At 60.8% G+C, this 22,481-nt stretch carries 18 protein-coding genes; 12 read left to right on the forward strand and 6 right to left on the reverse strand.

Going from position 1 to position 22,481, the window contains the following annotated elements:
• Positions 1 to 7 precede the first annotated feature (7 nt).
• Positions 8 to 1,045, reverse strand: a complete 1,038-nt coding sequence (gene lpxD / locus OQH67_RS07390) for a UDP-3-O-(3-hydroxymyristoyl)glucosamine N-acyltransferase (protein ID WP_215435183.1) — start codon at positions 1,043 to 1,045, stop codon at positions 8 to 10.
• Positions 1,046 to 1,084: 39 nt separating this feature from the next.
• Positions 1,085 to 1,681, reverse strand: a complete 597-nt coding sequence (locus OQH67_RS07395; protein WP_067573889.1) for an OmpH/Skp family outer membrane protein — start codon at positions 1,679 to 1,681, stop codon at positions 1,085 to 1,087.
• A gap of 149 nt (positions 1,682 to 1,830) precedes the next feature.
• Between OQH67_RS07395 and panC the strand changes: the two genes are divergently transcribed.
• The gene (gene panC / locus OQH67_RS07400) at positions 1,831 to 2,676 is read left to right on the forward strand and encodes a pantoate--beta-alanine ligase (protein WP_215435184.1); all 846 of its coding nucleotides are present in this window, start codon (positions 1,831 to 1,833) and stop codon (positions 2,674 to 2,676) included.
• 29 nt (positions 2,677 to 2,705) lie between these two features.
• On the forward strand, positions 2,706 to 3,359 hold the full coding sequence (locus OQH67_RS07405) for an ABC transporter ATP-binding protein (protein ID WP_215435185.1): 654 nt from the start codon (positions 2,706 to 2,708) through the stop codon (positions 3,357 to 3,359).
• A gap of 23 nt (positions 3,360 to 3,382) precedes the next feature.
• Here the strand turns inward: OQH67_RS07405 and OQH67_RS07410 are convergent, their stop codons facing one another.
• Positions 3,383 to 4,369 (reverse strand): M28 family peptidase, encoded by a 987-nt coding sequence (locus tag OQH67_RS07410; RefSeq protein WP_215435186.1) that lies wholly within the window; start codon positions 4,367 to 4,369, stop codon positions 3,383 to 3,385.
• 91 nt (positions 4,370 to 4,460) lie between these two features.
• Here OQH67_RS07410 and cdaA point away from each other — a divergent pair, with 91 nt between their 5' ends.
• Genes cdaA through bioD form a run of 3 tightly spaced genes read left to right on the forward strand, consistent with a single transcriptional unit; the run spans position 4,461 to position 6,035 of the window.
• Positions 4,461 to 5,252 (forward strand): diadenylate cyclase CdaA, encoded by a 792-nt coding sequence (gene cdaA, locus OQH67_RS07415; RefSeq protein WP_067573885.1) that lies wholly within the window; start codon positions 4,461 to 4,463, stop codon positions 5,250 to 5,252.
• A complete protein-coding gene (locus tag OQH67_RS07420) occupies positions 5,230 to 5,382 on the forward strand; it encodes a hypothetical protein (RefSeq protein WP_153812535.1) in 153 nt (50 codons plus the stop codon). The genes cdaA and OQH67_RS07420 overlap by 23 nt, the downstream gene beginning before the upstream one ends.
• An 11-nt stretch (positions 5,383 to 5,393) precedes the next feature.
• Entirely contained in the window at positions 5,394 to 6,035 is a 642-nt protein-coding gene (gene bioD / locus OQH67_RS07425; RefSeq protein WP_215435187.1) for a dethiobiotin synthase, read from the forward strand.
• 94 nt (positions 6,036 to 6,129) lie between these two features.
• Here bioD and OQH67_RS07430 read toward each other — a convergent pair whose 3' ends face one another.
• Complete coding sequence (locus OQH67_RS07430; RefSeq protein ID WP_251828213.1) at positions 6,130 to 7,515, reverse strand: alkaline phosphatase family protein; 1,386 nt, start codon at positions 7,513 to 7,515, stop codon at positions 6,130 to 6,132.
• An 80-nt stretch (positions 7,516 to 7,595) separates the two neighbouring features.
• On the opposite strand from OQH67_RS07430, the gene rph reads away from it, so the two are divergent.
• Both rph and OQH67_RS07440 read left to right on the forward strand, forming a co-directional pair.
• Positions 7,596 to 8,381, forward strand: coding sequence for a ribonuclease PH (gene rph, locus OQH67_RS07435; RefSeq protein ID WP_067574093.1), 786 nt, complete (start codon positions 7,596 to 7,598; stop codon positions 8,379 to 8,381).
• A gap of 189 nt (positions 8,382 to 8,570) precedes the next feature.
• Positions 8,571 to 9,329 carry a type II secretion system protein gene (locus OQH67_RS07440; RefSeq protein WP_215435189.1) on the forward strand — a complete coding sequence of 253 codons (759 nt, stop codon included), beginning with the start codon at positions 8,571 to 8,573 and terminating at the stop codon, positions 9,327 to 9,329.
• Positions 9,330 to 9,892: 563 nt separating this feature from the next.
• Here the strand turns inward: OQH67_RS07440 and OQH67_RS07445 are convergent.
• Complete coding sequence (locus tag OQH67_RS07445) at positions 9,893 to 11,971, reverse strand: alpha-L-fucosidase (RefSeq protein ID WP_215435190.1); 2,079 nt, start codon at positions 11,969 to 11,971, stop codon at positions 9,893 to 9,895.
• A 193-nt stretch (positions 11,972 to 12,164) separates the two neighbouring features.
• Between OQH67_RS07445 and OQH67_RS07450 the strand changes: the two genes are divergently transcribed.
• Together OQH67_RS07450 and nadD are read left to right on the forward strand one after the other, a co-directional pair.
• Positions 12,165 to 12,842 (forward strand): M23 family metallopeptidase, encoded by a 678-nt coding sequence (locus OQH67_RS07450; protein WP_215435191.1) that lies wholly within the window; start codon positions 12,165 to 12,167, stop codon positions 12,840 to 12,842.
• Positions 12,843 to 12,870: 28 nt separating this feature from the next.
• On the forward strand, positions 12,871 to 13,458 hold the full coding sequence (gene nadD / locus OQH67_RS07455; protein ID WP_215435192.1) for a nicotinate (nicotinamide) nucleotide adenylyltransferase: 588 nt from the start codon (positions 12,871 to 12,873) through the stop codon (positions 13,456 to 13,458).
• 17 nt (positions 13,459 to 13,475) lie between these two features.
• Here nadD and truA read toward each other — a convergent pair whose 3' ends face one another.
• A complete protein-coding gene (gene truA, locus OQH67_RS07460) occupies positions 13,476 to 14,270 on the reverse strand; it encodes a tRNA pseudouridine(38-40) synthase TruA (protein WP_215435193.1) in 795 nt (264 codons plus the stop codon).
• 117 nt (positions 14,271 to 14,387) lie between these two features.
• On the opposite strand from truA, the gene OQH67_RS07465 reads away from it, so the two are divergent.
• The 3 genes from OQH67_RS07465 to OQH67_RS07475 are packed head-to-tail and all read left to right on the forward strand — an operon-like array spanning position 14,388 to position 22,462.
• Entirely contained in the window at positions 14,388 to 15,689 is a 1,302-nt protein-coding gene (locus OQH67_RS07465; protein WP_215435194.1) for a hypothetical protein, read from the forward strand.
• 1 nt (position 15,690) lies between these two features.
• A complete protein-coding gene (locus OQH67_RS07470; RefSeq protein WP_215435195.1) occupies positions 15,691 to 20,844 on the forward strand; it encodes a hypothetical protein in 5,154 nt (1,717 codons plus the stop codon).
• Positions 20,831 to 22,462: a hypothetical protein gene (locus OQH67_RS07475; protein ID WP_215435196.1), complete on the forward strand. Its 1,632-nt coding sequence runs from the start codon at positions 20,831 to 20,833 to the stop codon at positions 22,460 to 22,462. The genes OQH67_RS07470 and OQH67_RS07475 overlap by 14 nt, the downstream gene beginning before the upstream one ends.
• Positions 22,463 to 22,481 lie beyond the last annotated feature (19 nt).

The following is a 22,481-nucleotide window of genomic DNA, read 5'->3' on the forward strand; positions in this document are numbered from 1 at the left end:
TTCCTGCCTAGTTTCCGGATGAATCCAGCTTCCTTTTGAAGGAATGGACTTCCTTGATGAGGGCCGGAAGTTTCCTGAGGGCCGCAAATTGGCGGCAGGCATCCTTGAAGGGTGAGGCGGGAGTGCCCCAGTAGGCTGCGTTTTCCGGAATGTCCGCGGTAACGCCCGTTTGTGCCGCCAGCGTGGATTTTGAACCAATTTTGAGATGGCCGGCAATGCCTACCTGGGCCGCGATGGTGACGTAGTCCCCCACATGGGTGCTGCCGGCAATTCCGGACAGTGCGACAATGATGCAGTGCTTGCCCACCACAACGTTGTGCCCGATTTGGACGAGGTTGTCTATCTTGGTTCCTTCCCCGATGACGGTGCGGCCGAACCGGGCGCGGTCAATCGTCGTGTTGGCGCCTACGTCCACATCGTCTCCCAGTTCCACGATGCCTACCTGGTCGATGCCTACATAGCGTCCATTGTCCCCCATCAGGAAGCCGAAGCCGTCGGAGCCGATGACGGCGCCGGGCTGGATGGTGACGCGGCTGCCGAGCTTGCAGCGCTCGCGGATGGTGACGTTGGCGTGCAGGCGGCAGTTTTCCCCCATTGTGACGCTGTCGCCGATCTGGCAGGCATTGCCTATGTCCGTGCCGTCGCCTATTTCGCAGTGCGCGCCAATGCAGGTATAGGCTCCCACCCGGACCCTATCCGGATTGATTTTCGCCGAAGGGTCGATGATGGCCGTGGGATGAATACCGGGCACGAACTTATAGGAGGAAGCCTTGAAGTATTTGACCAGGGCATTGAAGGCCATGGACGGGTTGGCTACTTCTACGAAGGCGACGTTTTCCGGATATTTGGGCAGTCCCGGAGGCACCAGGACAATTCCCGCGGAAGTGTGCAGGAAGTCTTCAAAGTATTTCTCGTTGCCCAGGAAGGAGGCTTCCTCCGGGGTGGCATCGAGAAGAGAAGCGACCCCGAACACGTTCAGTTCGGGGTCGCCGGAGAGGATTGTTCCCCCGGTGAGGGCGGCCACGGCTTCAAGTGAAAGCTTCATGGGGATATGATTCCGCCTTCCCGGGGGGAATGTCAAGGGTTACTTGGCCGGGGCTGCAGGCGCGGCGGGAACGGCCGGGGTCTTTTTCTTGGTGGGATCAAAGCCCGCGGGCGCGTCCTTGTTGAGTTCCTTCATCACGGTGGGGGTGATGTCCATGCTGGGCTTGGTGTAAACGAAGACGTTGTTGGAACGGAGAGCCTGGGCGCTCTTGTCCAGAACAAGGTCGTAGTTGCTCTTGGTGGCGATGCCTTCCGCAACCTTGGTGATTTCACCCATGATGTTGGTGGAACGCAGTTTCATTTGTTCCTGAAGGGATTTGAGCTGGCGTTCCACATAAGTGCGGCGTTCCTGTTCCAGGGCAATCGCCTGCTGGCGCGTGATCTGGGCTTTCTGTTCCAGGTCTTTCTTGTCCTTTTCATTCAGTGAAGGGTCCTGGAGCTTTTTGACCATTTCGGTGAAATCGGCTTCCATCTTCTTGATGCTTTCCGCACGGGTGTTGTTGTCCTGCTGGACTGCCTGCGCCGCCTTGTCCACTTCCGCCTGGGCTTCATGCGTTTTGTAGTAGTCGGCAAAGAGTTTCTGCACGTCCACTGTAGCTACTTTCAGTTCGGCGTTGGCAGTGGCGCTGAATGCCATTGCAGCGGATACACATAATGCTGTTTTGAAGAATCTCATAATTTTTAGCGTCTTCTGACTTTGCCAGTTTACATGTGGAATGGCATGCGTCAATCTTCTAGCCATATTTCAGGATTGAACTTTTGTCATCATGAGGCCACTTTATGCGCATGCAAACTTTTTCGACCAAGGCTCAGTTGAAGGGAGCCCTGTCCAAACACCATCGGCAGAATGATCCCGTTATTCTCGTTCCCACGATGGGGGCTCTCCACAGCGGCCACCGTTCCCTGCTGGAGCAGGCCAGAAAGTTGGCCGGGGAGGACGGCGTGGTGGTGGCCAGCATTTTCGTCAACCCCATCCAGTTCAACAATACTTCCGACTTGCAGACCTACCCCCGCACTCCGGAGAAGGACTTGGAGCTGTGCGAAGCCGCCGGAGTGGATTACGTGTTTTCCCCGGCTCCGGAAGAGATGTATGCCGGAGAGCGCAGCATCAGCGTGGAGGAAGATTTTTTGTCCACTACACTGTGCGGGGCGTCACGGCCGGGACATTTTTCCGGGGTTTGCACGGTTTTGGCCAAACTTTTCAATCTGGTGCAGCCTACGGACGCCATCTTCGGGAAGAAGGATTACCAGCAACTGGCGATTATCCGCCGCATGGTGCGCGACCTGGATATTCCGGTGCGCATCCACGGTGCGGAGATCGTGCGGCATGAGAACGGCCTTGCCTATTCTTCCCGGAATGCCCGGCTGTCTCCGGAGCAGAAGGAACAGGCTGTCGTGATACGGAAGGCCATGCTCCAGGCCAGGGACGAGTTCAGGTCCGGGACGGGAGTCCGGGAAGTGAAGGATCATGCCGCCGCGATGATTGAAGCCGTTCCCGGCACGCGGATTGACTACCTAGAGATTGTGGACGCGGAGACCATGCAGCCCCTGGAGGGGAACCGGGAGCCGGCCCTAATGGCCGCCGCCGTGTATTTCGGCGACGTGCGTCTTATCGACAATATAGAACTTTAATCCGGCGGCCATTCCGCTATATTGATTCCGTGATTACCGCCGCCAACCTCCACCGCAGCTATTCCATCGGCAAGAAGTCCATTGAGATTCTGCACGGGGTGAACCTGCATATTGCCGCCGGGGAGAAGGTGTTCCTGTGCGGCCCCAGCGGCGCCGGAAAGACGACTCTGATGTACACGCTCGCCGGACTGGAAACGCCCCAGGAGGGGAAAGTGACGATCAACGGCACGGATATTTATTCCCTGTCCGCCACGGGGCGCTCCATTTTCCGCAACAGGAACATGGGGTTCATTTTCCAGAATTATCTGCTGATGCCGGAATTGACGGCCCTGGAGAATGCCTGCCTGGCTTCGTCCATCGGCAAAAGGCCGCGCGTGGAGTACGTCACGGAATTGCTGGACCGCGTGGGCTTGTCCCACCGCCTGAACCATCTGCCGGGCGAATTGAGCGGCGGGGAACAGCAGCGCGTGGCCATTGCACGTGCTCTGGCGAACGACGCCCCCATTATTTTTGCGGATGAGCCTACGGGGAATCTGGACAGGAAGAATGGTGCGGAAGTGCTGGACCTGCTGTTCGGCCTGGCGGACGAGTCCCGCAAGACGCTGGTGATCGTGACTCATGACGAACACCTGGCCCGGCGGGGCGACCGCATCATCACGATCATGGACGGCCACGCCGTTTGACGCCGAGTACAGCGCGGGGGACTTTATTTTTCTTCCGCCGCCAGATGCAGAACGGCTTGGTGGACGCCGCGAACCACTTGGGCCATGCGGCGGTAGTCCAGCGTTTCCGGAAGGTCTCCGGGCTGGTGGTAGTTCGGATTGCGGAAGAAGGACGTGTCCGTGATCATCACGGCAGGCATGTCTTTAGCCCAGAAGTTGCGGTGGTCGGAGAAGTCCATGCACATGCCCTTGATCTGCGGCAGGTTGAGGCGGACGGTGGGAAGAAAGGGACGCATGCTTTTCTGAATGTCGCGGCTTAGCCTGACGCTGTTCCAGTTGCCTACGATGGCGATGAAGTTTCCCTTGTCCGGATACAGCGTCCCCATGCCGGGCCCCGGATAGGTCTGGCTGTTTTCCTTGTCGGAGAAGTAGCCGATCATTTCCAGGCAGATCATGGCCTTGACGCCTATTTGTTCCGTGTAAAGTTTCTGGGCGTGCTGTGCGCTTCCCATGTGTTCCGTGGCGAAGTACGGTGGTTCCTCGTTGGCGTAGGCGATGAGTTCAATGGTGTATTGGGGGGAGATGCCTTTGAGCATGCGGCCCAGTGCCAGCAGGCCGGCGACTCCGCTGGCGTTGTCGTCCGCGCCGGGCGTGTCTCCGCAGGTATCGTAGTGCGCCCCTACGATGACTCTTTTGGCTGATTTTCCGGGGAAGACGGCGCTGACGTTGACGAAGGTGCGCTTGTCTGCGGTGAAGGGCTGACAGGTGACTTTGGCTCCGGTGTCCGCCAGGGAGCGGGCAATGTATTCCACGGCTTTGGCCTGGTTCTTTTCATAGCCTGCCGGACGGGGGTGGCAGGTTTTTGCCAGATAGCGGACGTCTTTTTTCAATTCTCCTTCCAGCCCTGGCCGCACGGCGGAGGCGGGCGCTGTTCCGTCTCCGGGCGTGGTGCAGTGGGAGATGATGCAGCCCGTGGAAATGGAGAGGATGAGCGCGGCGGATAGCAGAGAGAGAAATACCCGGCATTTCATGGTGTGCTTATAGCAGTTCCCATCCCGCGTGGCAACAGGGAAGGAAAGGATCGGTGTTGCAATCGTCGGGGTTGTTGTGTAGCTTGTGCCCATGTGGGACTGGATTGTGATCAAGGATGCGCTCAGGGCGATCGTTGAAATTTTCATCCTGTGGGTGTTCCTGTACCAGATTTACCGCGCTTTCCATGCGACGCGCGGTGCCCGCATCATGGTAGGGCTGTTCGCCTGTTTCCTGGCCCTGGTGGTACTGGCCTTTTTCTTCCAGTTGAACGTAATTTCCTGGATACTGACGCGCATCTTCGCCCCCGGCCTGGCGCTGGCGCTGGTGGTGATTTTCCAGCCGGAGCTGCGCGTGGGGCTGGCTAAGCTGGGCAGCCATCCGTTTTTCTCCTCCTTCGCCAAGCTTCAGCGGGTGGATTTCCTGGATAATTTCTGCAAGGCGGTGAGCAAGCTTTCCAACCAGCGGTTCGGAGCCCTGTTCGCTTTTGAACGGAGCATCAGCATGAAGCCGATCGAGGATTCCGGCGTGAAGCTGGACGCCATTTTTTCCCCGGAACTGGCCCTGACCATTTTTCATACGAAGACCGCTCTTCACGACGGGGGAGTGGTCATTTCCGGCGACCGGATTTCCGCGGCCGCCTGCGTGTTCCCTGTTTCCCAGAAGGAAATGAGCGACCGTACCCTGGGACTGCGGCACCGGGCCGGCGTGGGCATGTCCGAGGAGAGTGATTGTGTGGTGGTGGTGGTGTCCGAAGAAACGGGGGCCATTGCCCTGGCCGTGGGCGGCAAGCTGGAGCGCAACCTGACTCCGGAACAGTTGAAGGCCCGTCTTGAAGAGCTACTGAATATTTCTCCTTCCAATGAAAAAACTGCTATTGCTTAACTGGCCTGCCAAGTTGTTCTGCCTGGTGCTGGCCGTCATCATCTGGTCTTTCATCAACCACTGGGTGACTACGAATGATGCCGCGCCGTCCCGCGCGCAACTGGAGGAGATCAGAAGGTCCCATCCCTGAAGTTTACTGTCATGAGGAATTTTATCGTTACCGGAACTGATACGGAAGCAGGCAAAACTTATGTGAGCTGTCTGATTGTGAAGGCCCTGAGGGAACGGGGCGTGAACGCCGCGGGATTCAAGCCCGTGGCCTGCGGAGACAGGCAGGATGCGCGGCTTCTGCGGGAGGCGGGGCCGGAAGGCCTGACGCTGGATGAGCTGAACCCCGTGTTTTTGAAGAATGCCACCTGTCCCTATGTAGCCGCCAAGCTGGAGAATACACAGGTGGATGAAGACGCCATCCGCCGCGCCTATGAGGCTTTGGCCGCTACGCATGACTGCGTATTGGTGGAAGGCGTGGGCGGCTGGGAGGTGCCGATTGCGGCAGGGCGGAGGTTCAGCGATATGGCCGCGGATTTCCACCTTCCCATTCTTCTGGTGATCGGCAACAAGCTGGGAGCCATCAATCACGCGCTGCTGACGCTTGACGCCATCAAGGCGCGCGGATTGGAGTGCCTGGGCATTATTTTCAATAATGTGAAGGATGAATGGGATACGGCCTGCGTGACGAACCGGAGCATGATTGAGGAGTTTTCCGACGTGCCCGTGCTAGGTGAATTGATTCACGGGCAGGATTCCCTGGACGTGGACGCCCTGATGGACCGCCTGGGCTGACGGGTTGAGGCACCCGGAATGAAAGCGGTCCGGGCAGAAGTCCTGAGTTTTTCCCCGTGGAAGCGCGCCTTCCTCCGGCTGTTTTCTTTTTATTTCATTGGCAGCCGGAGGCGAAGGCCGCCAAAATGGCTTCATGTACGTCCCGCGGAGAATGGACCTCCGGGAGGCCGGCAGGACCGATGAAGACGGGCTGCTGGGAGTCCGGTACGTTGTCCCGGCCGTGGGAGCCTTTCACCTGGTCTCCGTTGAGAGGGATGACTTTCATCAGGGCGCGGAAGCCGAGTTTCTTTTTCAGCAGGAACAGGGCCGCATGGAGCATGGGGAAGGAGAGGGCCGGGTCAAAGAACATTTCCGCAGGGTCGTAGCCCGGTTTGCGGTGAATGTCCACGCAGCGGGCGAAGTCCGGCGCCTTGGCGTCGTCCGTCCAGTAGTAGTAGGTAAACCATGTGTCCGGGGCCGCCACGGCGGTGAAGTCCGGCAGACGCTCGCAGGCGGCCGGATTCAGGCCGGAAAAGTCCGTCTCTCGGATTTCCTCCACGCCGGGGGTGGTGGAGAGCAGGGCTTTTACTTCTTCCCGTACGGAGGGATCGTTGACGTAAATCTGGGCCACTTGGTGGTCGGCCACGGCAAAGGCCTTGGAGGCTCCGCCGTCCAGCATTTCCGTTCCCAGTTCCGGCTTGACGGTGATCCAGCCGCGTTCCCGGAAGAGGCGGTTCAGGGCTACCGTGCGCGAGACGTCGGAAATGCCGTATTCGCTCACGACAATCGGCGTGACTCCCTCCCGTTCCAGGAAGTCGATCAGATCGCAAAGAAGATCGTCCATGGTCCGGGCCGCCTTGGCCGCCTCTCCGGAGGAGGGACCGAATTTCTGGAGGTCGTAGTCCAGGTAGGGCAGATAGACCAGGTTGAGATTGGGACGGTATTTTTGTTCAATCCACCGGACGGAGTCCACAATCCATTGCGTGGCGCCGATGCCGGCCATGGGGCCCCAGAACGTGGGGAAGGGGAATTCACCCAGGTCCCGCTTGATGGTTTCCCGCAGGTCCATGGGCTGCGTATAGATGTCAAAGATTTTGCGGCCGTCCGCCGGGTACATGGGGCGCGGCGTGATGCTCCAGTCCGCGGTGGAGTACATGTTGTACCACCAGAAGAGCTTGGCGCAGGTGAAGGAGGGACCGTACAGGTTTTTCAGCTTCTCCCAGATGCGCGGCCCCTGCACCAGTTTGTTGGATTGCTTCCAGAACTGAACCTCACTCATGTTCCTGTTGTACCAGCCGTTGCCTGGGATGGCGTGCTCCTCCGGGGAGAGCCCGGTGATGTAGGAGCTCTGCGCCGTGCAGGTGACCGCCGGAAAGGCCGGAGGGAAGGAGGAAATGCGCTGGCGCTCCGCCCAGGCGGAAAGCCTGGGCATATGTTCCATCATCTGGCGGGAAAGGGCTACTGCATCAAGAACGGCTACACGGGTGGCGGGAAGTTTCATGGGAGAAATATTACCGGTTCGGCGGAGGAAATCCATCTTTCCATTTGAAAAAACGCTCCGCATCCGTCATGATTCCCCGCATGGAACGTCAGGATAAACGACTTGTGGACCAGTTGCGCCCGATCAGCTTTGAAACGGGCATCGCTCCGAACGCCACGGCCTCCGTGCTGGTGACTTTCGGACGGACGAAGGTGATTTGCGCCGTCACGATTGAAGAGGATGTGCCGCGCTGGATGAAGGTGCAGCGCGTGGAGGGCGGCTGGCTGACGGCGGAGTATTCCATGCTCCCTTATTCCACGCTGGACCGCAAGCGCCGCGACATCACGGCGGGCAAGCTGGACGGACGTTCCAGCGAGATTCAGCGGCTGATTGGCCGTTCCCTGCGGGCCGCCGTGGACCTGGGCAAGATCGGCGCGCGCACCATCTGGGTGGACTGCGATGTTCTCCAGGCTGACGGCGGAACGCGGACCGCTTCCATAACCGGGGCTTCCGTGGCTCTGGCGATTGCCGTGAACAAGCTGGTGGCTGCGGGCAAGCTGGCGGAATCCCCCCTCAAGAGGCTCGTTTCCGCCGTGTCCGTAGGCATGCTGGAAGGGGAAGCCCTGCTGGACCTTTGCTACGTGGAAGACAAGGACGCGGAAGTGGACATGAACCTGGTGATGACCGACCGGGGCGAGTTCGTGGAAGTGCAGGGTTCCGGAGAGGAGGCCGTCTTTACCGCAGACCAGATGAACAGGATGCTGGAGCTGGGACGCAAGGGGCTGGACGAGATCGCTGAACTTCAGCGCCGCGTTATTGCGGAGGCGGACAAGCCGGACGCCGGAGCCCTGGAAGATTTGAGCGCCTTTTTCGGCCGGGGCAAGTAAAGACGTTTTCCATATTTCTCCGGGCAGGGAAACGTCTTGTATTTCCAGGAAACCGGAACCGCCTTTCCAGGCCCGAGAATTTTGTGAGAATATGCTTGTCCTGACTAGGAAATGACGTTAATAGTAGAAACGAACATAGATAACCACATGCGGTTTTCTTAAACTGTAAACATTCCATTAGATTCAACAATGAAAGTATCTTTTGCAACACGCCAGTTACACCGGGGTTTCACCCTGATCGAACTTTTGGTCGTTATCGCCATTATCGCGCTGCTCGCGTCCGTGGCGTATGGTCCCATTATCAACCAGATCAACAAGGGAGACCAGATGCAGGCCCTGACCAACATGAAGAACGTGGGCGTGGCGATGAACGAATTCAAGTCCAACAGCAAGCTGGGCAATTTCCCGGACGACATCACCGCTGACCGTGTGGTGGCCCAGCATAGCTACATGGCTGGCCTGGGGCCGTTGCAGGGCGACACCTCCAATGACTATTTCCGCCAGCTTCTGGCCAATGAGTCCGTGTCTGAAAGCAACTTCTACGCCAAGGTCCAGACTGCTTCCGGCGGTTCTACCGTCACTCCCGACGGTGAAATCTATGACGGCAAGGCCCTGACTCCCGGTGAAGTGGGCATTTCCTACGTGATGCGCAAGGGTGAGAACAACAAGAAGGTGGGTATCGGTAGCTCCGTTGGCGAATATCCCCTGATGGTTACCTCCGTGCTTCCCGGCGATGACGGCTCCACAGTGGTTGCCGGCAATGCTGTCCGCTTTGACCCGGAAAGTTTCCGCGGCAAGGTACTGATCTTCACGACCGCCCAGAGTGCCAAAACATTGGAACTGAACGACAACGACGACCTTCAGGATACCTTCATTCCCAAGAGAAGGGGCAAGGACATCAGCGACCAGTTCCTGATCCTTACTCCTGATTTCAGCGGCCAGGAATAAGTCTTTTCCCAAGTCGACATGATTTTGTGTGGTGCGTCCTTCGGGACGCGCCTTTTTTGTATGCGCGTATTGCGGGAGAAAGGCCTCTACTCAGACGGGTAGAAAGCGAGTGGGAGACTGGAAAACAGCTTCGGAATGGCAGGATGGGAAAGATGATAACGCCAGGTAATTTCATCTGGAAAAGGTTTCTTGGGCGTTCCTTCCTTTCCGATGGAACTTGGCGGGATTCTTCCATCTGGCCCGCTGAGAGAGGCCTTGGAGAATGCGAAGGATTCAATTCGGTGGTTTCGGAACGTGCCTGTTCTCTGGTGGACTCTTCCGGTTCGGGCTCCCTCCTGATGCGCCTCAGAAGAAGGATGAAGAACGCATTAAGGTGATAGAATCAGGGTGGGAGCCGTCCATTATTCCGGAACTCTTTTTTCAAGGAGCCATAGCGTTGCCTGAAAGCCGTGAAACAGAGAAATTCCTTTCCAGCGGATAAATGCGCCTGTTCTTTTTCATGGGCATAAAAAACGTCCCGGCCCGAAAGGACCGGGACGTTCAAACAAGCGGCGCTGTATTCGCTAGCCCTGGGCGGGAGTGCCGAAGACATTGATTTCCGCGGCGGAAGCTCCGCTGCCGTCCAGCGCATTTGTTCCGGTAAAGCGGAAGTAGCGCACGGGCTCGTCGACATTCTTTAGGTTGACGTTTTGTTCGATGGGATTGGCGCGGAGATTGGAGAATTCCCCCTCTGCCGCCTTTTTCCAGGTTTTGCCGTCCGCGCTTACTTCAAACTGGTACTTGTCCGTCATGCCTTCCGTCTTTCCATCCTGGCGCGGCAGGTAGGAGAAGCTGGTGGCCCGGTAAGGCTTGCCCATGTCCACCACGAAGGACTGGGGAACGCCGGCAGTGGCGGTCCATGAGGTTTCCGGGTTGTCGTCAATGGCGGCGGCCGCATTGCCGGAGGTGGCGCTTTTCACTTTCCATCCGGTTTTGCTGATGCCGAATTTTGCCTGGCTGACGGGGCCGAGCTTGCCGTTGGCAAACTGGCAGCGTGCCTTGACAACTCCGCTTTCGCTGAATTTGGCTCCCTGCGAATAGACGGGGGACCCGGCCTTGGGTTCGCTTCCGTCCGTCGTGTAGAGGATTTTGTTCTTGCCGTCCGCCAGGATGACCAGGTTGTCGCCGCGGCGGAAGATGGACGGGCGGACGGCTCCCGCAGGTTGGCGGAACAGGGCGAATTCAGAGATGCAGGGCGTTGCCTGGCTGCCCGTGATGCGCAGGCGCAGCTTCTGGGCGGTGATGGGGCGGTCAAGCCGGCGCATGACCTGGTTGCCGATGGTTTTTCCTCCGTTGTCGATGCAGACCCATTTGCCCTTGATGAAAGCGTCGATGTTGAAGGAGTCCACACGCTGGCCCAGGCGGATTTGTTCGCGCAGTCGGATGACGTCAAAGGTGGCGGGCTTGGGCAGCGTGATGACGGCGGAGGGCGTCAGATTGTCGTCCTCCACGGCCCAGTAGGTGTCCATGTTGCCGTCCGTCATGTTGGAAGGAGAGAATTTCTTGTCGTTGCCGCGGGTTTGGCTGGCCGTGGCCGTGGCCCCCAGAGCGAAGTTCTTGGCATACAGTTTGTCGCGCAATTCCTTGAATTCCATCAGGGACTTGACGTCGGCGGGGTCCAGTTTGCCGGTCTTGTCAGCGGCCACGTTCAGGATGAGATTGGCTCCGCGGCCTACGGAGTCAAACCAGACCTGCATGAGTTCTTCCGGGGATTTGACGCGGGAGGCCTGGCCCTGGTGCCAGAACCAGCCGGAATGGTTGATGGTGGTGTCTCCTTCCGCGGGCACCCAGCGTTCGCCGCCGCGCTTGCCGGTTCCGCCACCGCCGCCGTTCAGGCCCACGGTGCTCCAGTGGGGATAATTGACATGTCCCTTTTCAGAGCCGCCCCAGCGGGCGTCTCCATAATGGCCGGCGCCCCAGATGATGCAGTTGGGCTGGATGGAGCGGATCATTTCCACGATCTTTTCAAAGTTGTAGTATTTCTCCGCATTGCCGATGTTACGTTTTTCACGGGCTCCGCCATAGTAGCCGTCGCCGCCGTTGGCACCGTCAAACCAGATTTCAAACACGGGGCCGTAGTTGCTCAGAAGTTCCCGGATTTGCTGGTAATAGGCTTTCAGGTAGCCTTCCTTGCCGTATTCGGCGTGGTTGCGGTCCCACGGGCTGAGGTAGGTGCCGAATTTGATGCCGTGCTTCTTGCAGGCCAGGGCGAATTCCTTGACCACATCCCCCTTGCCGTTTTTCCACGGGGTTTTCGTGATGTTGTGCTCCGTGGACTTGGTGGGCCAGGCGCAGAAGCCGTCGTGGTGCTTGGCCGTGTAAATCATGCCCTTCATGCCGCCTTTCTTGAAGGTTTCCACGATCTCGGAGGCGTTGAAGTCCGTGGGGTTGAAAATTTGCGGGTTTTCGTCTCCGTATCCCCATTCCCTGCCGGTAAAGGTGTTCAGGCCAAAGTGGATGAATCCGTAAAATTCCATGCGCTGCCAGTTCACCTGCTGGGGAGTAGGCACGGCGCCGTAAGGTTTGGGAGGGTCTGCGGCCTGTCCGGGCAGCATGAGAGAGGAAAGAGCGGTTCCAACAAAGAGGGGCGCAAGCTTGTTCATGGAGAATAGATGTGTTGCAGAAATACGCAGAATGCTCCTTCCTTCTTTCATAGAGGGGCTTTGCTGTCAAGTTGAAAGGGAAACGGTGCATTCCGGACGGGGGAACGGCTTGGGTATTTTAACTGGGACATACTGAGAATTCCGCTTGATACGGGCATGAGCGCTGTCTAGCATATGGAAACTTTTTTCCCCTATGTTCTACTTCCGTTTTTTACTGCTGGCCCTGTTTTTTCTGATCGGGACGGCCTTTATCAGCGAGAGCGCCCCCGTTTACATGGCCAAGCGGGACAGCAAATTTGCGCTCGTCCCCCTGTGCGACGGCTTTGACTTTCCGGTGGGCAAGCCGGACGGCAAGGGCTATTACCGTTCCCGCGGCCTGCGCCTGAAGAGCCCCCGCCACATGGGCGAGGACTGGAACGGAAACGGCGGCGGCAATACCGACCTGGGAGACCCAGTCTATTCCGTGGGCCACGGCGTCGTCACGTATGCCGCAGACGCACGGGGCGCCTGGGGAAAGGTGGTGATTGTCCGCCACGCCTTCCGGGAGCCCAAGTCCGGCAAGGTCCTCTGCTGCCAGACGCTTTATTCCCATTTGAATGACATCAACGTGGTGCTGGGGCAGCTGGTGCTGCGCGGCACCCAGGTAGGCACCATCGGCACGAACCGCGGCATGTATCCGGCCCATCTTCATGTGGAGCTGCATTACAATCCGGACGTGAACTGCGGCCATCAGGGGATTCCCAAGACGGAACGCAATTACGGCCGCCTGACGGATTTCATCAACCGGTTCCGGCGCCTGCCGCTGGAAAAGAGGATGGTGCGCGTTCCCATCGGCGGGTTCCTTCCCTACAAGGGTACGGAGGGACTCTGATTTCCTGCCTTCATGGAGGTGACGGACAGTGAAGTTGTGCATTTTCGGCGGTTCGTTTGATCCCGTGCACGAAGGCCATGTGCGCGTGGCTTCCCGTGCCAGGGAGTGCTGTGGCCTGGATCGCGTACTGTTCATGCCCTGTTCCCTTTCCCCGCTGAAGGAACAGGCCCCTTCCGTTTCGGATGCCCGGCGCTGCCGGATGATTGAACTGGCCCTGAAAGGGCTGGACTGGGCCGTATTGGACCGTACGGACTTGAATTTGCCCCCGCCTTCCTGGTCATGGAGGGTAGCGGAAAGCGTGGCTGCCTGCCATCCGGGAGCGGAATTGTTCTGGCTGATGGGCAAGGACCAGTGGGATTCCCTGGAGAAATGGGGCCGCTGGAGGCATCTGGCTGACATGGCGACGTTCATCGTGTACCACCGGGGCGGCGCTCCGGCTTCCAGGGAGGGAGTTCGGGCCGTTTTTATTGAAGGGGATGAACCTGCATCTTCCACCGGCATCCGGGAAGCCCTGCGCGCGGGCGTCTGCCCCGTGCCTCATTTGAATCCGGAAGTGGAAAGTTTCATCAGAAGGGAAGGGCTGTACGGCATTCCGCGTGGAATGGCGGAAAAGTAACCGCCGGAGGCCGTTTTTTATTGCTCCGGCCTGTTTTTCGGAACGCAATCCGGGTAATGCACCTGCATCAGGGTAAGGCCGTCCGGCGGCGCGCAGAACGGGCTTTTGTCATCCGGGCGCGGGGAACGGATGAGGCGGTTTAATTCCTCCAGCGTGATTTTCCCCCGTGCCGCCTCATGGGCCGCGCCCGCCATGAGGCGCACCATTTTATAAAGGAAGCCCGTGCCCGTGAATGTCATGAAGGTGCGGTTCCCTTCCCGCCTCACGTCCGCACGGGTAATGGTGCGCCGGAAGTAGTCTTCCGGGATGGGGCGGGGCTCGTTGCCCCTCAGGGCGGCAAAGGCCGTAAAGTCGTGTTCCCCCAGAAAGAGCCCGGCGGCTTCCTCCAGGGCGTCCAGGCTCCAGGCCAGCGGACGGTGCCAGACCAGGCCCGCGTCAAACGGGTTCAGGATGGGTTCGCTGGAAATGCAGTAACGGTACGTTTTCCCCGTGGCGCTGAAGCGGGCGTGAAAGCCGGGGTCCGTGTACTCCGCATGGATGACCCGGATGGTGCGGGGCAGGCGGGTATTGATGGCCGCAGGCCATTTGTCTGCGGGAATGCGGTGGGTGTCCGGCGCATCCACGTGGAAGACCTGCCCCAGGGCGTGCACTCCGGCGTCCGTCCTGCCGGACCCGTGGATGCGGACGGCTTCCCCGAAAAGGATTGAAAAGGCGCGTTCCAGCTTATCCTGCACGGTACGGCCTCCCGGCTGGCTTTGCCAGCCCAGATAGGGGCGGCCGTCGTAGGCGGTGGTGAAACGGATGCGGGGCATGCAGGGGATTGTGTTGTAATGCCTCCGTTTTGGCAAGAGGCAAGTAAGGGAGACAGTGACGGTTTGGAATGGATGACCGGTGTTCCGTCCGCTCCCTAGCTTGAAAGCCATTAGAACATGGCTATACGAATACAGGATTTTGGAATGTCGCGCATGGGGCCGGATCTGTCCGGAATGATCCCGCTGGATGCGCTGGAAGCCCAGGCCGCAGGCGTTCGCCGCCTGTCCGCCGGGGTGGCGGATTTGGCGGGAACGGCAGAGAACATGCTGGCCGGGATGCAGGAGGTGAGGGACGCCGGACAATGGGCCGAGGCCCGGGACGGCCTCTACCGCTTTGAACAGGACGTGATGCGGGAGTTGGATTCCGCTGGCGCCGCGGACGATTTGCAAGCTAGGTGGAAGAAGGCCCTGGCGGACAGGCTGCCTTCCTACCTGCCGGAAAAAATGTCCGGTCGGGTGAAGGGGCGCGTGGAGGCGGCGCGGGAAAATCTGGCCGCCGCCGGAAGCATTTACCTGGAAAAGATGTCCCGTCTTGGCCAGGTGGAGCAGGCGCGCCGTTCCTGGTCCGGAAGCGTGGAGTCTGCCGTGGAGCAGGGGGATGCCGGACTGGCGGAACGCAGGATTGAAGAGGGGATGGGCGTATTTGTGACCGGTGAGGAAGCCGGGCGCATGGCGGAGGAGGCGCGCGACCGGGTTGCTTTGAACCGGGCTGTGGAAGAGGTGCGCCGGGACCCGGCTGTCGCTCTGCCCGTCGTCCGGGCGGAACAGGAGGGAGCCCCCTTGAATGAAATGGAAAGGAAGGTGGCCCGGGAAGCTGAAGCGGCCTACGGGGAATTGAAGCGGCGGTATGCGGATTCCATCTTCCGCACCGTGGCCGGCGGCGGCATGCTGCGCGACGAAGGGCTGGCGAATGCGGAAAAGTACGGTTTGGTCAGTCCCGGCCAGTTGAGGCGTTATGTGGATGCCCGCGACCGCATGCGGGAGGCGGAGCTTTCCGGCATCAGCTTCCCGGCGGACGAGGGGCTGCTGTGTCGGATGACCCGCCTGATTGACGAGGACTGCGGCGGTGACGGGGATACGGACGCTGTGATTGAGGTGGCCACTTCCGGACTTCCCGCCGGACAGGTGAAGATGCTGGCCGAGAGGCGGGAGGCGATGAAGCTGGTGCCGCAGGAGGTGCGCCGGGCGGCTTCCCGCCGCTTGTCCTCCATGTTCCGGAACGGGGCCTGGGGACCGGTGACGGATGCGCGGGCCGTGGAGGAATGGAAGCGGGTGCAGTGGGCCCTGCTGGATGCCGTGAAGAAGAATCCGGCGAATGCCGCCGCGGAGATGGAGCGGGTTTTTGAAGAGGAAAACCGGATGCAGGATGCCGGGTGGGTCGGCTTCCGGGACATGAAAAACAGGAAGGAGAAACAGTAACATGAAGGCGGAATGGGAAGAAGGGCAGAGCGGCTCGCTCCTGCAGGAAGAGGCTCCGGCGGAGGAAACCAGGAAGACGGAGGCGGTTTCGGCACAGGCTGCGCCTGCCGCAATCGTGGAGGATTCGGGACGCGAGGCGGCGGAGCGGGAAGAGTACTGGAACAGTGTGCTGACGGGGGATGTGGCGACCATCCCCCGGGAGGTGCGGCGTGAGGCGGAGGCCATGTACGCCCCCGGCATGGCGGATGGCGAGCGGGTGGCCGCCTGCGTGATGCAGTCCTGGGTGGCGGACACCGGAGGGATTCCGCGCGAACTCATCCGGAAGGACTGGGGGCAGATAAGGGAACAGGTGGCGCGCCAGTACGGGGCTTCCGGAAAGTCTGACAACGAGTTGTTCGTAGCGGTCTCCCAGCACAACCAGGTGCGCCTTTCCCAGCGGGAGACGCTGTTTGAACTATACCAGGAGGCTTATGACCGGGCCCTGGCGGGGACTTCGGAAGAGCCGGACGAACGGCGACTGGAGGCCGTTTCCCGCTGGCCGGAGGATTTGCGGTTCGTGGCGGAGAAGATGAGGAGCAGGGCCGTCTCCGACGCGCTGGATGACCGGAACCGCCTGTCGGAAGCCGCAGACGTGATACGGAAGGGGCTGGAAGGCCTGGTGGCCAATGAAACGCCGCCGGAAGGCGGCTTCCCTGCCGTGCAGGTGAATTGGAAGCCGGTGAAAGGCATTCCGGACGTCGTGCGCGCCGTGGACTGTCTGGCGGGGCTGGGCGGCGACGATCGGCAGAAGGTGTTTCGCATGATGGCTCCGTACATGCGTTCCCGGCCCGGTTTCAGGACGGCCCTGGAGTCCGCGCTGAAACGCGGGGCTGCGGAGACGGCGGAAAATGTCGGCCAGTTTGCCGTGAACGGTGCGGCCTGGGTCATGCCGGACGGAAAAACGAAGGAGGCCCTGGACCGGTATTCCCGGAGTTTTGAGGAGCTGAGGAATTTTGCGCGGATGGAATTCGCCCCTTTGCGCGGGGGCAAGGATGCACCGTGGTTCCGTGAAATGATGGTGGACATGGCCCAGCAGGGCGCATCCACGGCGCTGGCGTTTGCCGGGCCTGCGGGGCTTGGCGTGCTGATGGCCGGGGAGACGGGACGGCACATGGCGGATGCGCGGCGCATGAATCCGGACGGCGACTTTGACGCCCAGATGGACGGGGCCGTTCTGTCCGGCGGCGCCAACACCCTCCTTTCCTTCGGAATGACGAAGCTGGGCCGGAAAATGCTGGGGCAGGGCATGCGCTCCTTCCAGTCCATGCGTGCCGCGGGAAGTGCCGGGGCCGCCGCCGGAGCGGTTCTTTCCGGAACGGGCGCCCTTGCCGCGGATGCCGTGAAGATGGCCGCGGAGAACAAGATGATGGAACTGACCCCCATGCTGGCTCAGGAAGGGGTCGGCTTGGCCACCGGAAAGGAATCCGGCGTGGACTGGGAAGGGTGGAAGCAGAGGCAGCTTTCCCCGGAAGACCAGTTGAGGGAGGCCGGCATGATGATGCCTTTCCTGCTGATCGGGGCGGGGAAGGCGGCCCTGCATCACTTCCGCCATCCGTCCTCCCTTCTGGGGGATGGGACTCCTCTCAAGGTGTTCGGCATTCCGGACGGTGAAGCGGCCCGCATTCTGCGGGAAAAGGACGTGTACCGGGCCGGGGAGCTTTTGCAGGAATCCCTGCGTAATTCCCCGCTGTGGGGCTCCCTGTACATTTCCGGGAAGGCGTTGGAATGGTCCCGCGCCCTCGGCGAGGGCGGAGAACCGTTTTTAAGGACGGAACGGGAGGTGCGGGACTTTCTGGAGCTGCCTTCCCCCGTGCGTTCCAAACCGTGGAACATGGCTGACTTCCCGGAATCCGCGGAAGCGTTGAGGAAGCTTTCCCTGCATCCGGACCATGCGGAGGTGCGTTCCCGGTGGCTGCTCCGCGCCGGGCTGCCCCGCGTGGGAGAATCGCTGGACGCGGAGGGAAGGACGGCGTACGGCATGGACCCCGCCCCGGGTTCTCCGCTCAAGCGCGTTTCCGGAAAGTCTTCCGCGGAGGAGGCCCTTTCCTCCTGGTATGAATTCCTGTGCCGGAAGGAGGCGGAGGACCTGGGCCTGATCCGCAACAGGAACGGACTGGAAATTCCGTGGCGTCTGCGCAATGAGACGGATTACGACATGCGGGCGGAAGACGTGCGCCGCTCCTTTGTGGCGGAAAGGCTGAAACAGGGCGCCGCCCGTCCTTACAAAATGCTTCTGCTGGCTTATCCGGAGGAAGCGGGCGCTGCGGTGAAGTTTTCCCGGCAGGACTGGGACGCCGTGACGCGGGAAATGGACGGAAGAGCCCGTGCGAATGTATATGAGGGCGTCATGGAGCGCGTGCACGGCGCTTCCCAGGAAGAAGTGGCCGGCCACGTGGCCGGAAGGCTGTGGCAGTCCTTTTGCCGGGATGAATACAGTTCCGGCAGGGCGCGCCTCTGGCTGGAGGAGGGGAGCTCCCTGCTGAACGCTCCGGAGCTGCTGGAAAATTCCTCCACTCCGGAGGGGCTCGTCTCCTCCCTGTCCCGGATGAGCGCGATGATGTCCCGGGTGGGAGACAGGGAGCGCCAGTCCGTCAGCCCCGAATTGCAGGAGATGAACCGCTGCGTATGGGGAGCCCAGGCGGACGTGAACAGCCTGTTCCACGTGCTGCCGAACATGGCGGATTTTGACGTCTGCGTGGGGCGCGGCTATACGCCGGTGGAAAGTTACTCCCGCCTGCTGTCCCGCTATCTGGAAACTTCTCCCGGACGGACGGCGGAATTTGCCTCCGTGCTGGATGCGGACCGGCTGTCCGCCGGGCCGGAAGAGCCTGCCCCCCGTATCTATCCCGGTACGGAGAAGGCCGTGGAAAACCTGTCCTGCCTGACGCCCCGCCTGTTCCAGTCCTCGGGCGCCCGCGGGAACGGATTGTGGAGAGTCCGCTATCCCTCGGGAACATGGTCGGCGTGGCATTCCTCGCGGGAGGGAGCCGCAGCGGACCTGATGGCGAATGTCTCCATGATGTTTTCCCCGGCCTGCATTGCCAAGAAAGATTTGATCCGCGGGTGGCGGTGGCATGCCGTCAACGGACATCCGGAATGGGACCCCACGCATTTGAGGTTGTCCGGCGGTCTGGAAAATGCTCGCGGCGAGCGTCTCCCCTGCCTGTATGACGGTCTGACGGCCATGGCCGTCTCCGACATGCTGAGGGCGGGCTACGGCTTCCGCGGAGCCTCCGGGTCCGGAGACCTGCTGGAAGTGACGGGCGCAGGCCGCGTGGCCGCGGAAAAGCTGATGAGCCCTGATGCCCTGCGGGAGCGCATGGACATCCACGGCAAATACGTGGGCGGCGTGCAAAGTCTGGGCGTGGATGCGGACAACCAGCCCGTGCCCACTGCCAGAGGATTGGTCATGCACCGCCTGCGCCTGCATAACACGGCCAATCCGCTGGCCCTGATTGAGGACAAGGCGGAAGTCGTCTGGGACCGTTTGATGCGCACGGAGCAGCTTTCCCCGGAAGCGGCCTGGGAAATGCTCAAGCGCATGGGCCGTGTCCCGCGCCGCAAAGCGTTCCCCGGAGAAACGGAGCTGATCGAGGAGCTGTCCCAGCTTTCCAAAGAATATTTCTTTGCCAGTCTGGACCATGAAGCCGTGCCGGAAACGGTGGCCGCATGGGCGCGTTACGGCGCGGCCAGTCCGGAAAGGGCCCCGCAGCCCCTCGCGGAACTGAGCCGCCGCGCGGCTGCATTGAACGGGATGCTGAAAGATGGAAAGGGTGCGGGCGCCGGATTTCTGGACATGCTGCGGGAAACCGTGGGAATGAACGGGCGGATACGGGCGGAACGCGCCTGGAGCGGGAACGGGAGTGCGGAAGTCCGCCTTCCGATGATGGAACGGTACGCCCACAGCCTGATGGCGGGGCATGTTCTGTCCTCCGTGCCCGTCCATGTGCGGACGGACCTGGAAAGGGCTCTGGCTTCCCTGGACGGTTATGAAGGCAGTTCCCTTCGCCGGGCGGGGCGTCTGGCGGCGGCGCGCATGGCGGAACTGGCCGGGGTCTTGCGGGAATTCCCGGATTTGAACTCATGGCGTCCGGACCCGGACCGTCCCGGCCTGTACCTGCATTTGGTGCGCAAACCGTTCAGAGGCGCGAAAAACGCCTTTCCGCGGACGGTGGACGGTTCTCTGCCCGCTCCCGTTCTGGAGGCTCCCTCCTACGTGGAGGATGACTTTTCCGTACGGCGCGGCGTCTCCGCCCCCGCCGCCTGGCGCGGCCGTCCGTACGTGGCCAGGGCGGTACAGACGCTGGAGGCGGTGAGGCGTGACTTTGCCGGCCGTCCGGAAGCGGCGGAATCCGGCATCGTCTGGCAGGGAAGGAAATACCGCGTGGACTCGGAAGCGGCTCCGGAGGGAGTGACGTCCGCCTGGACGCGCGAGGTGCCGCTGGATGAAGCGGCAGTACTGATTGACATGCTGGACCGGAGGCAGCAGGAAGTACGTGGAGGCATGCTCCCCTTCCTGCCTGACCCGGAAGAGGCGCGTGCGATGTACGCTACTTGTGTTCTTTACCGTGATCCGGATGATCCGGGGCATACCGTGCGCCTGATGCCGGGCGTTCCGGAAAGCCCCGTGAAGGAGGCGCGTGCGCCGTACGTGGTGCATGCCTGGAACGGAGTCTATCTGGACGGGAACGGCCGCCCCGCCGTCTCTGAACGGGAATCCTACATTCCGCTGGAATGCTTTACGGGGGCGGGTGAAGAACCTTCCGCCGCCGTGGCGCGGGAAAGCCGCGGCCGTTTCCTGGGCCGGATTCTGGAGACCTTCAGTGATACCGGCGCACAGGAACGGTACTGGTGGAATGCGGACCAGGCCGTGGGGTGCTTCATGGAAGACGTGATCAGGCTGTATGAGGAACAGGGCGTGAGGGAAAACTATCTGCGCGGCAGGCTGGATCTGTTCCATCCCGTGATGGTGCAGGGGCTGCGCTTCGTTTCCCACGTGCTGAATGACCCCCTGGCATTCCGGCTGCCGCTGGACAGGGGAACGGATGCCCTGAGGGCGATGACCCGGGAGGGCGTGTTATTGAAGGAATTGATGCAGGAATATGAAAAACCATGAACATTTGACGGAATCGTGGAGTCTGCCGTGGCAGTCTGTCCTGTCCAGCCAGCTCTGGCGGCTGGAACACCTGTACTGGATAGAAAACAAGGCGGGCCAGCTCCAGCGCTTCTCCATGAACAAGGCCCAGAGGCGGCTGCATGAAGGGCTGTGGTACCGGAACGACATTCTGAAGGCGCGCCAGCTCGGCATCTCCACGTATGTGGCCCTGCTGATGCTGGACATGAGCCTGTTCCGTTCCAACTTCCACTGCGGCATTATTGATAAAAGCCTGCCTGACGCCCAGGCAAAGCTGGCCAAGCTCCACTTCGCGTGGGACCATCTGGACTACCTGCCGCCGGAACCATCCGCCATGGATGTAGCGCTGGCGCGCCTGGGGGAAAGAATCAAGCGCATGTCCGGCGTGGAAAAAAAGGGGGAATGGCGTCCCTGTACGGCGGCTCTCACCCGGCTGGCTTTCTCCAACGGCAGCGATGTCCGGGTGGGCACCAACCTGCGCGGCGGCACGATGCAGTTCCTGCATGTTTCCGAGCTGGCTCACGTCTCCGTGCATGCCCCGTGGCGTGCTCGGGAAATCCGCTCCGGCGCCATCAATACCGTGCCGCCTGGCGGCTTTATCCTGAAGGAAAGCACCCATGAAGGCGGCCGCTACGGCGTGAACTACGAACTGACGCGGCAGGCCATGGAAAACATGGGCAAGAGCGAGCTGTCCCCGCTGGACTTCCGGTTCTTCTTCTTCAGCTGGTTTGACCAGGAGGAATACTCCCTGCCGGGGCGCGGCAGGTGGAGCAGGGAACTGGATGCCTACTTCCTCTCCCTGGAGCGGGAAACGGGCGTGAAGCTGGACGCGGGGCAGAAGCGGTGGTATGCCCGCATGGCGCGCGTGATGGGCGCGGCCATGAAGCAGGAATATCCGGGAACTCCCCAGGAGGCGTTCTCCACCGGCGAGGAGGGAAGCATTTACGGCAGCCGCATCATGGCCCTGCGGGAGCGGGGACGCGTGGGGATGGAATTCCCAGCGGATCCGGAGGCTCCCACATTCACGGCGTGGGACCTGGGCCTGAGCGACCATACGGCTATCTGGCTGGTCCAGGTCATGGGGGACAGCATCCACTGGCTGGACCATTACGCCGCCAACCAGCAGCCCTTGGCCCACTATGTGGAAAAAATAAGGGAATGGGAAAAGGAATACGGCCTGACGGCAACAGCTCACCTGCTGCCCCATGACGCCGCACGCCGGGACGCCCACGGCGTTTCCTACGTGGAAAACATGGCGAGGCTGGGGCTGGCCAACGTGCGCGTGGTGCCCCGGACAACGGATGTATGGCGCGGCATCAACACGCTCCGGGAACTGCTGGAGCGCAGTTTCTTCCATGTCCGCACCCAGGAGCGGGCGCGCAATCTGCGCGGGGAGGAGGAGCCGGGAGGCGTGGAGCATCTGGAATTGTACCGGTCCAGACTGCCCGGAACGGGCGGTTCCCTGGCGGAAAGTCCCGTGCATGACGCCCATTCTCACACGGCGGACGCCGCCCGCACCTTTGCGGAAGCCTGGTCCCACGGACTGCTCCACGGACCCGGAGACGAGCGGCCGCGCCGCAGGAGGGCTAAAATGTGGTGAAGGGAAGGAAAAGAACCGT

This window comes from Akkermansia biwaensis, from assembly GCF_026072915.1.
In the GTDB taxonomy this organism is placed as follows: domain Bacteria; phylum Verrucomicrobiota; class Verrucomicrobiia; order Verrucomicrobiales; family Akkermansiaceae; genus Akkermansia; species Akkermansia biwaensis.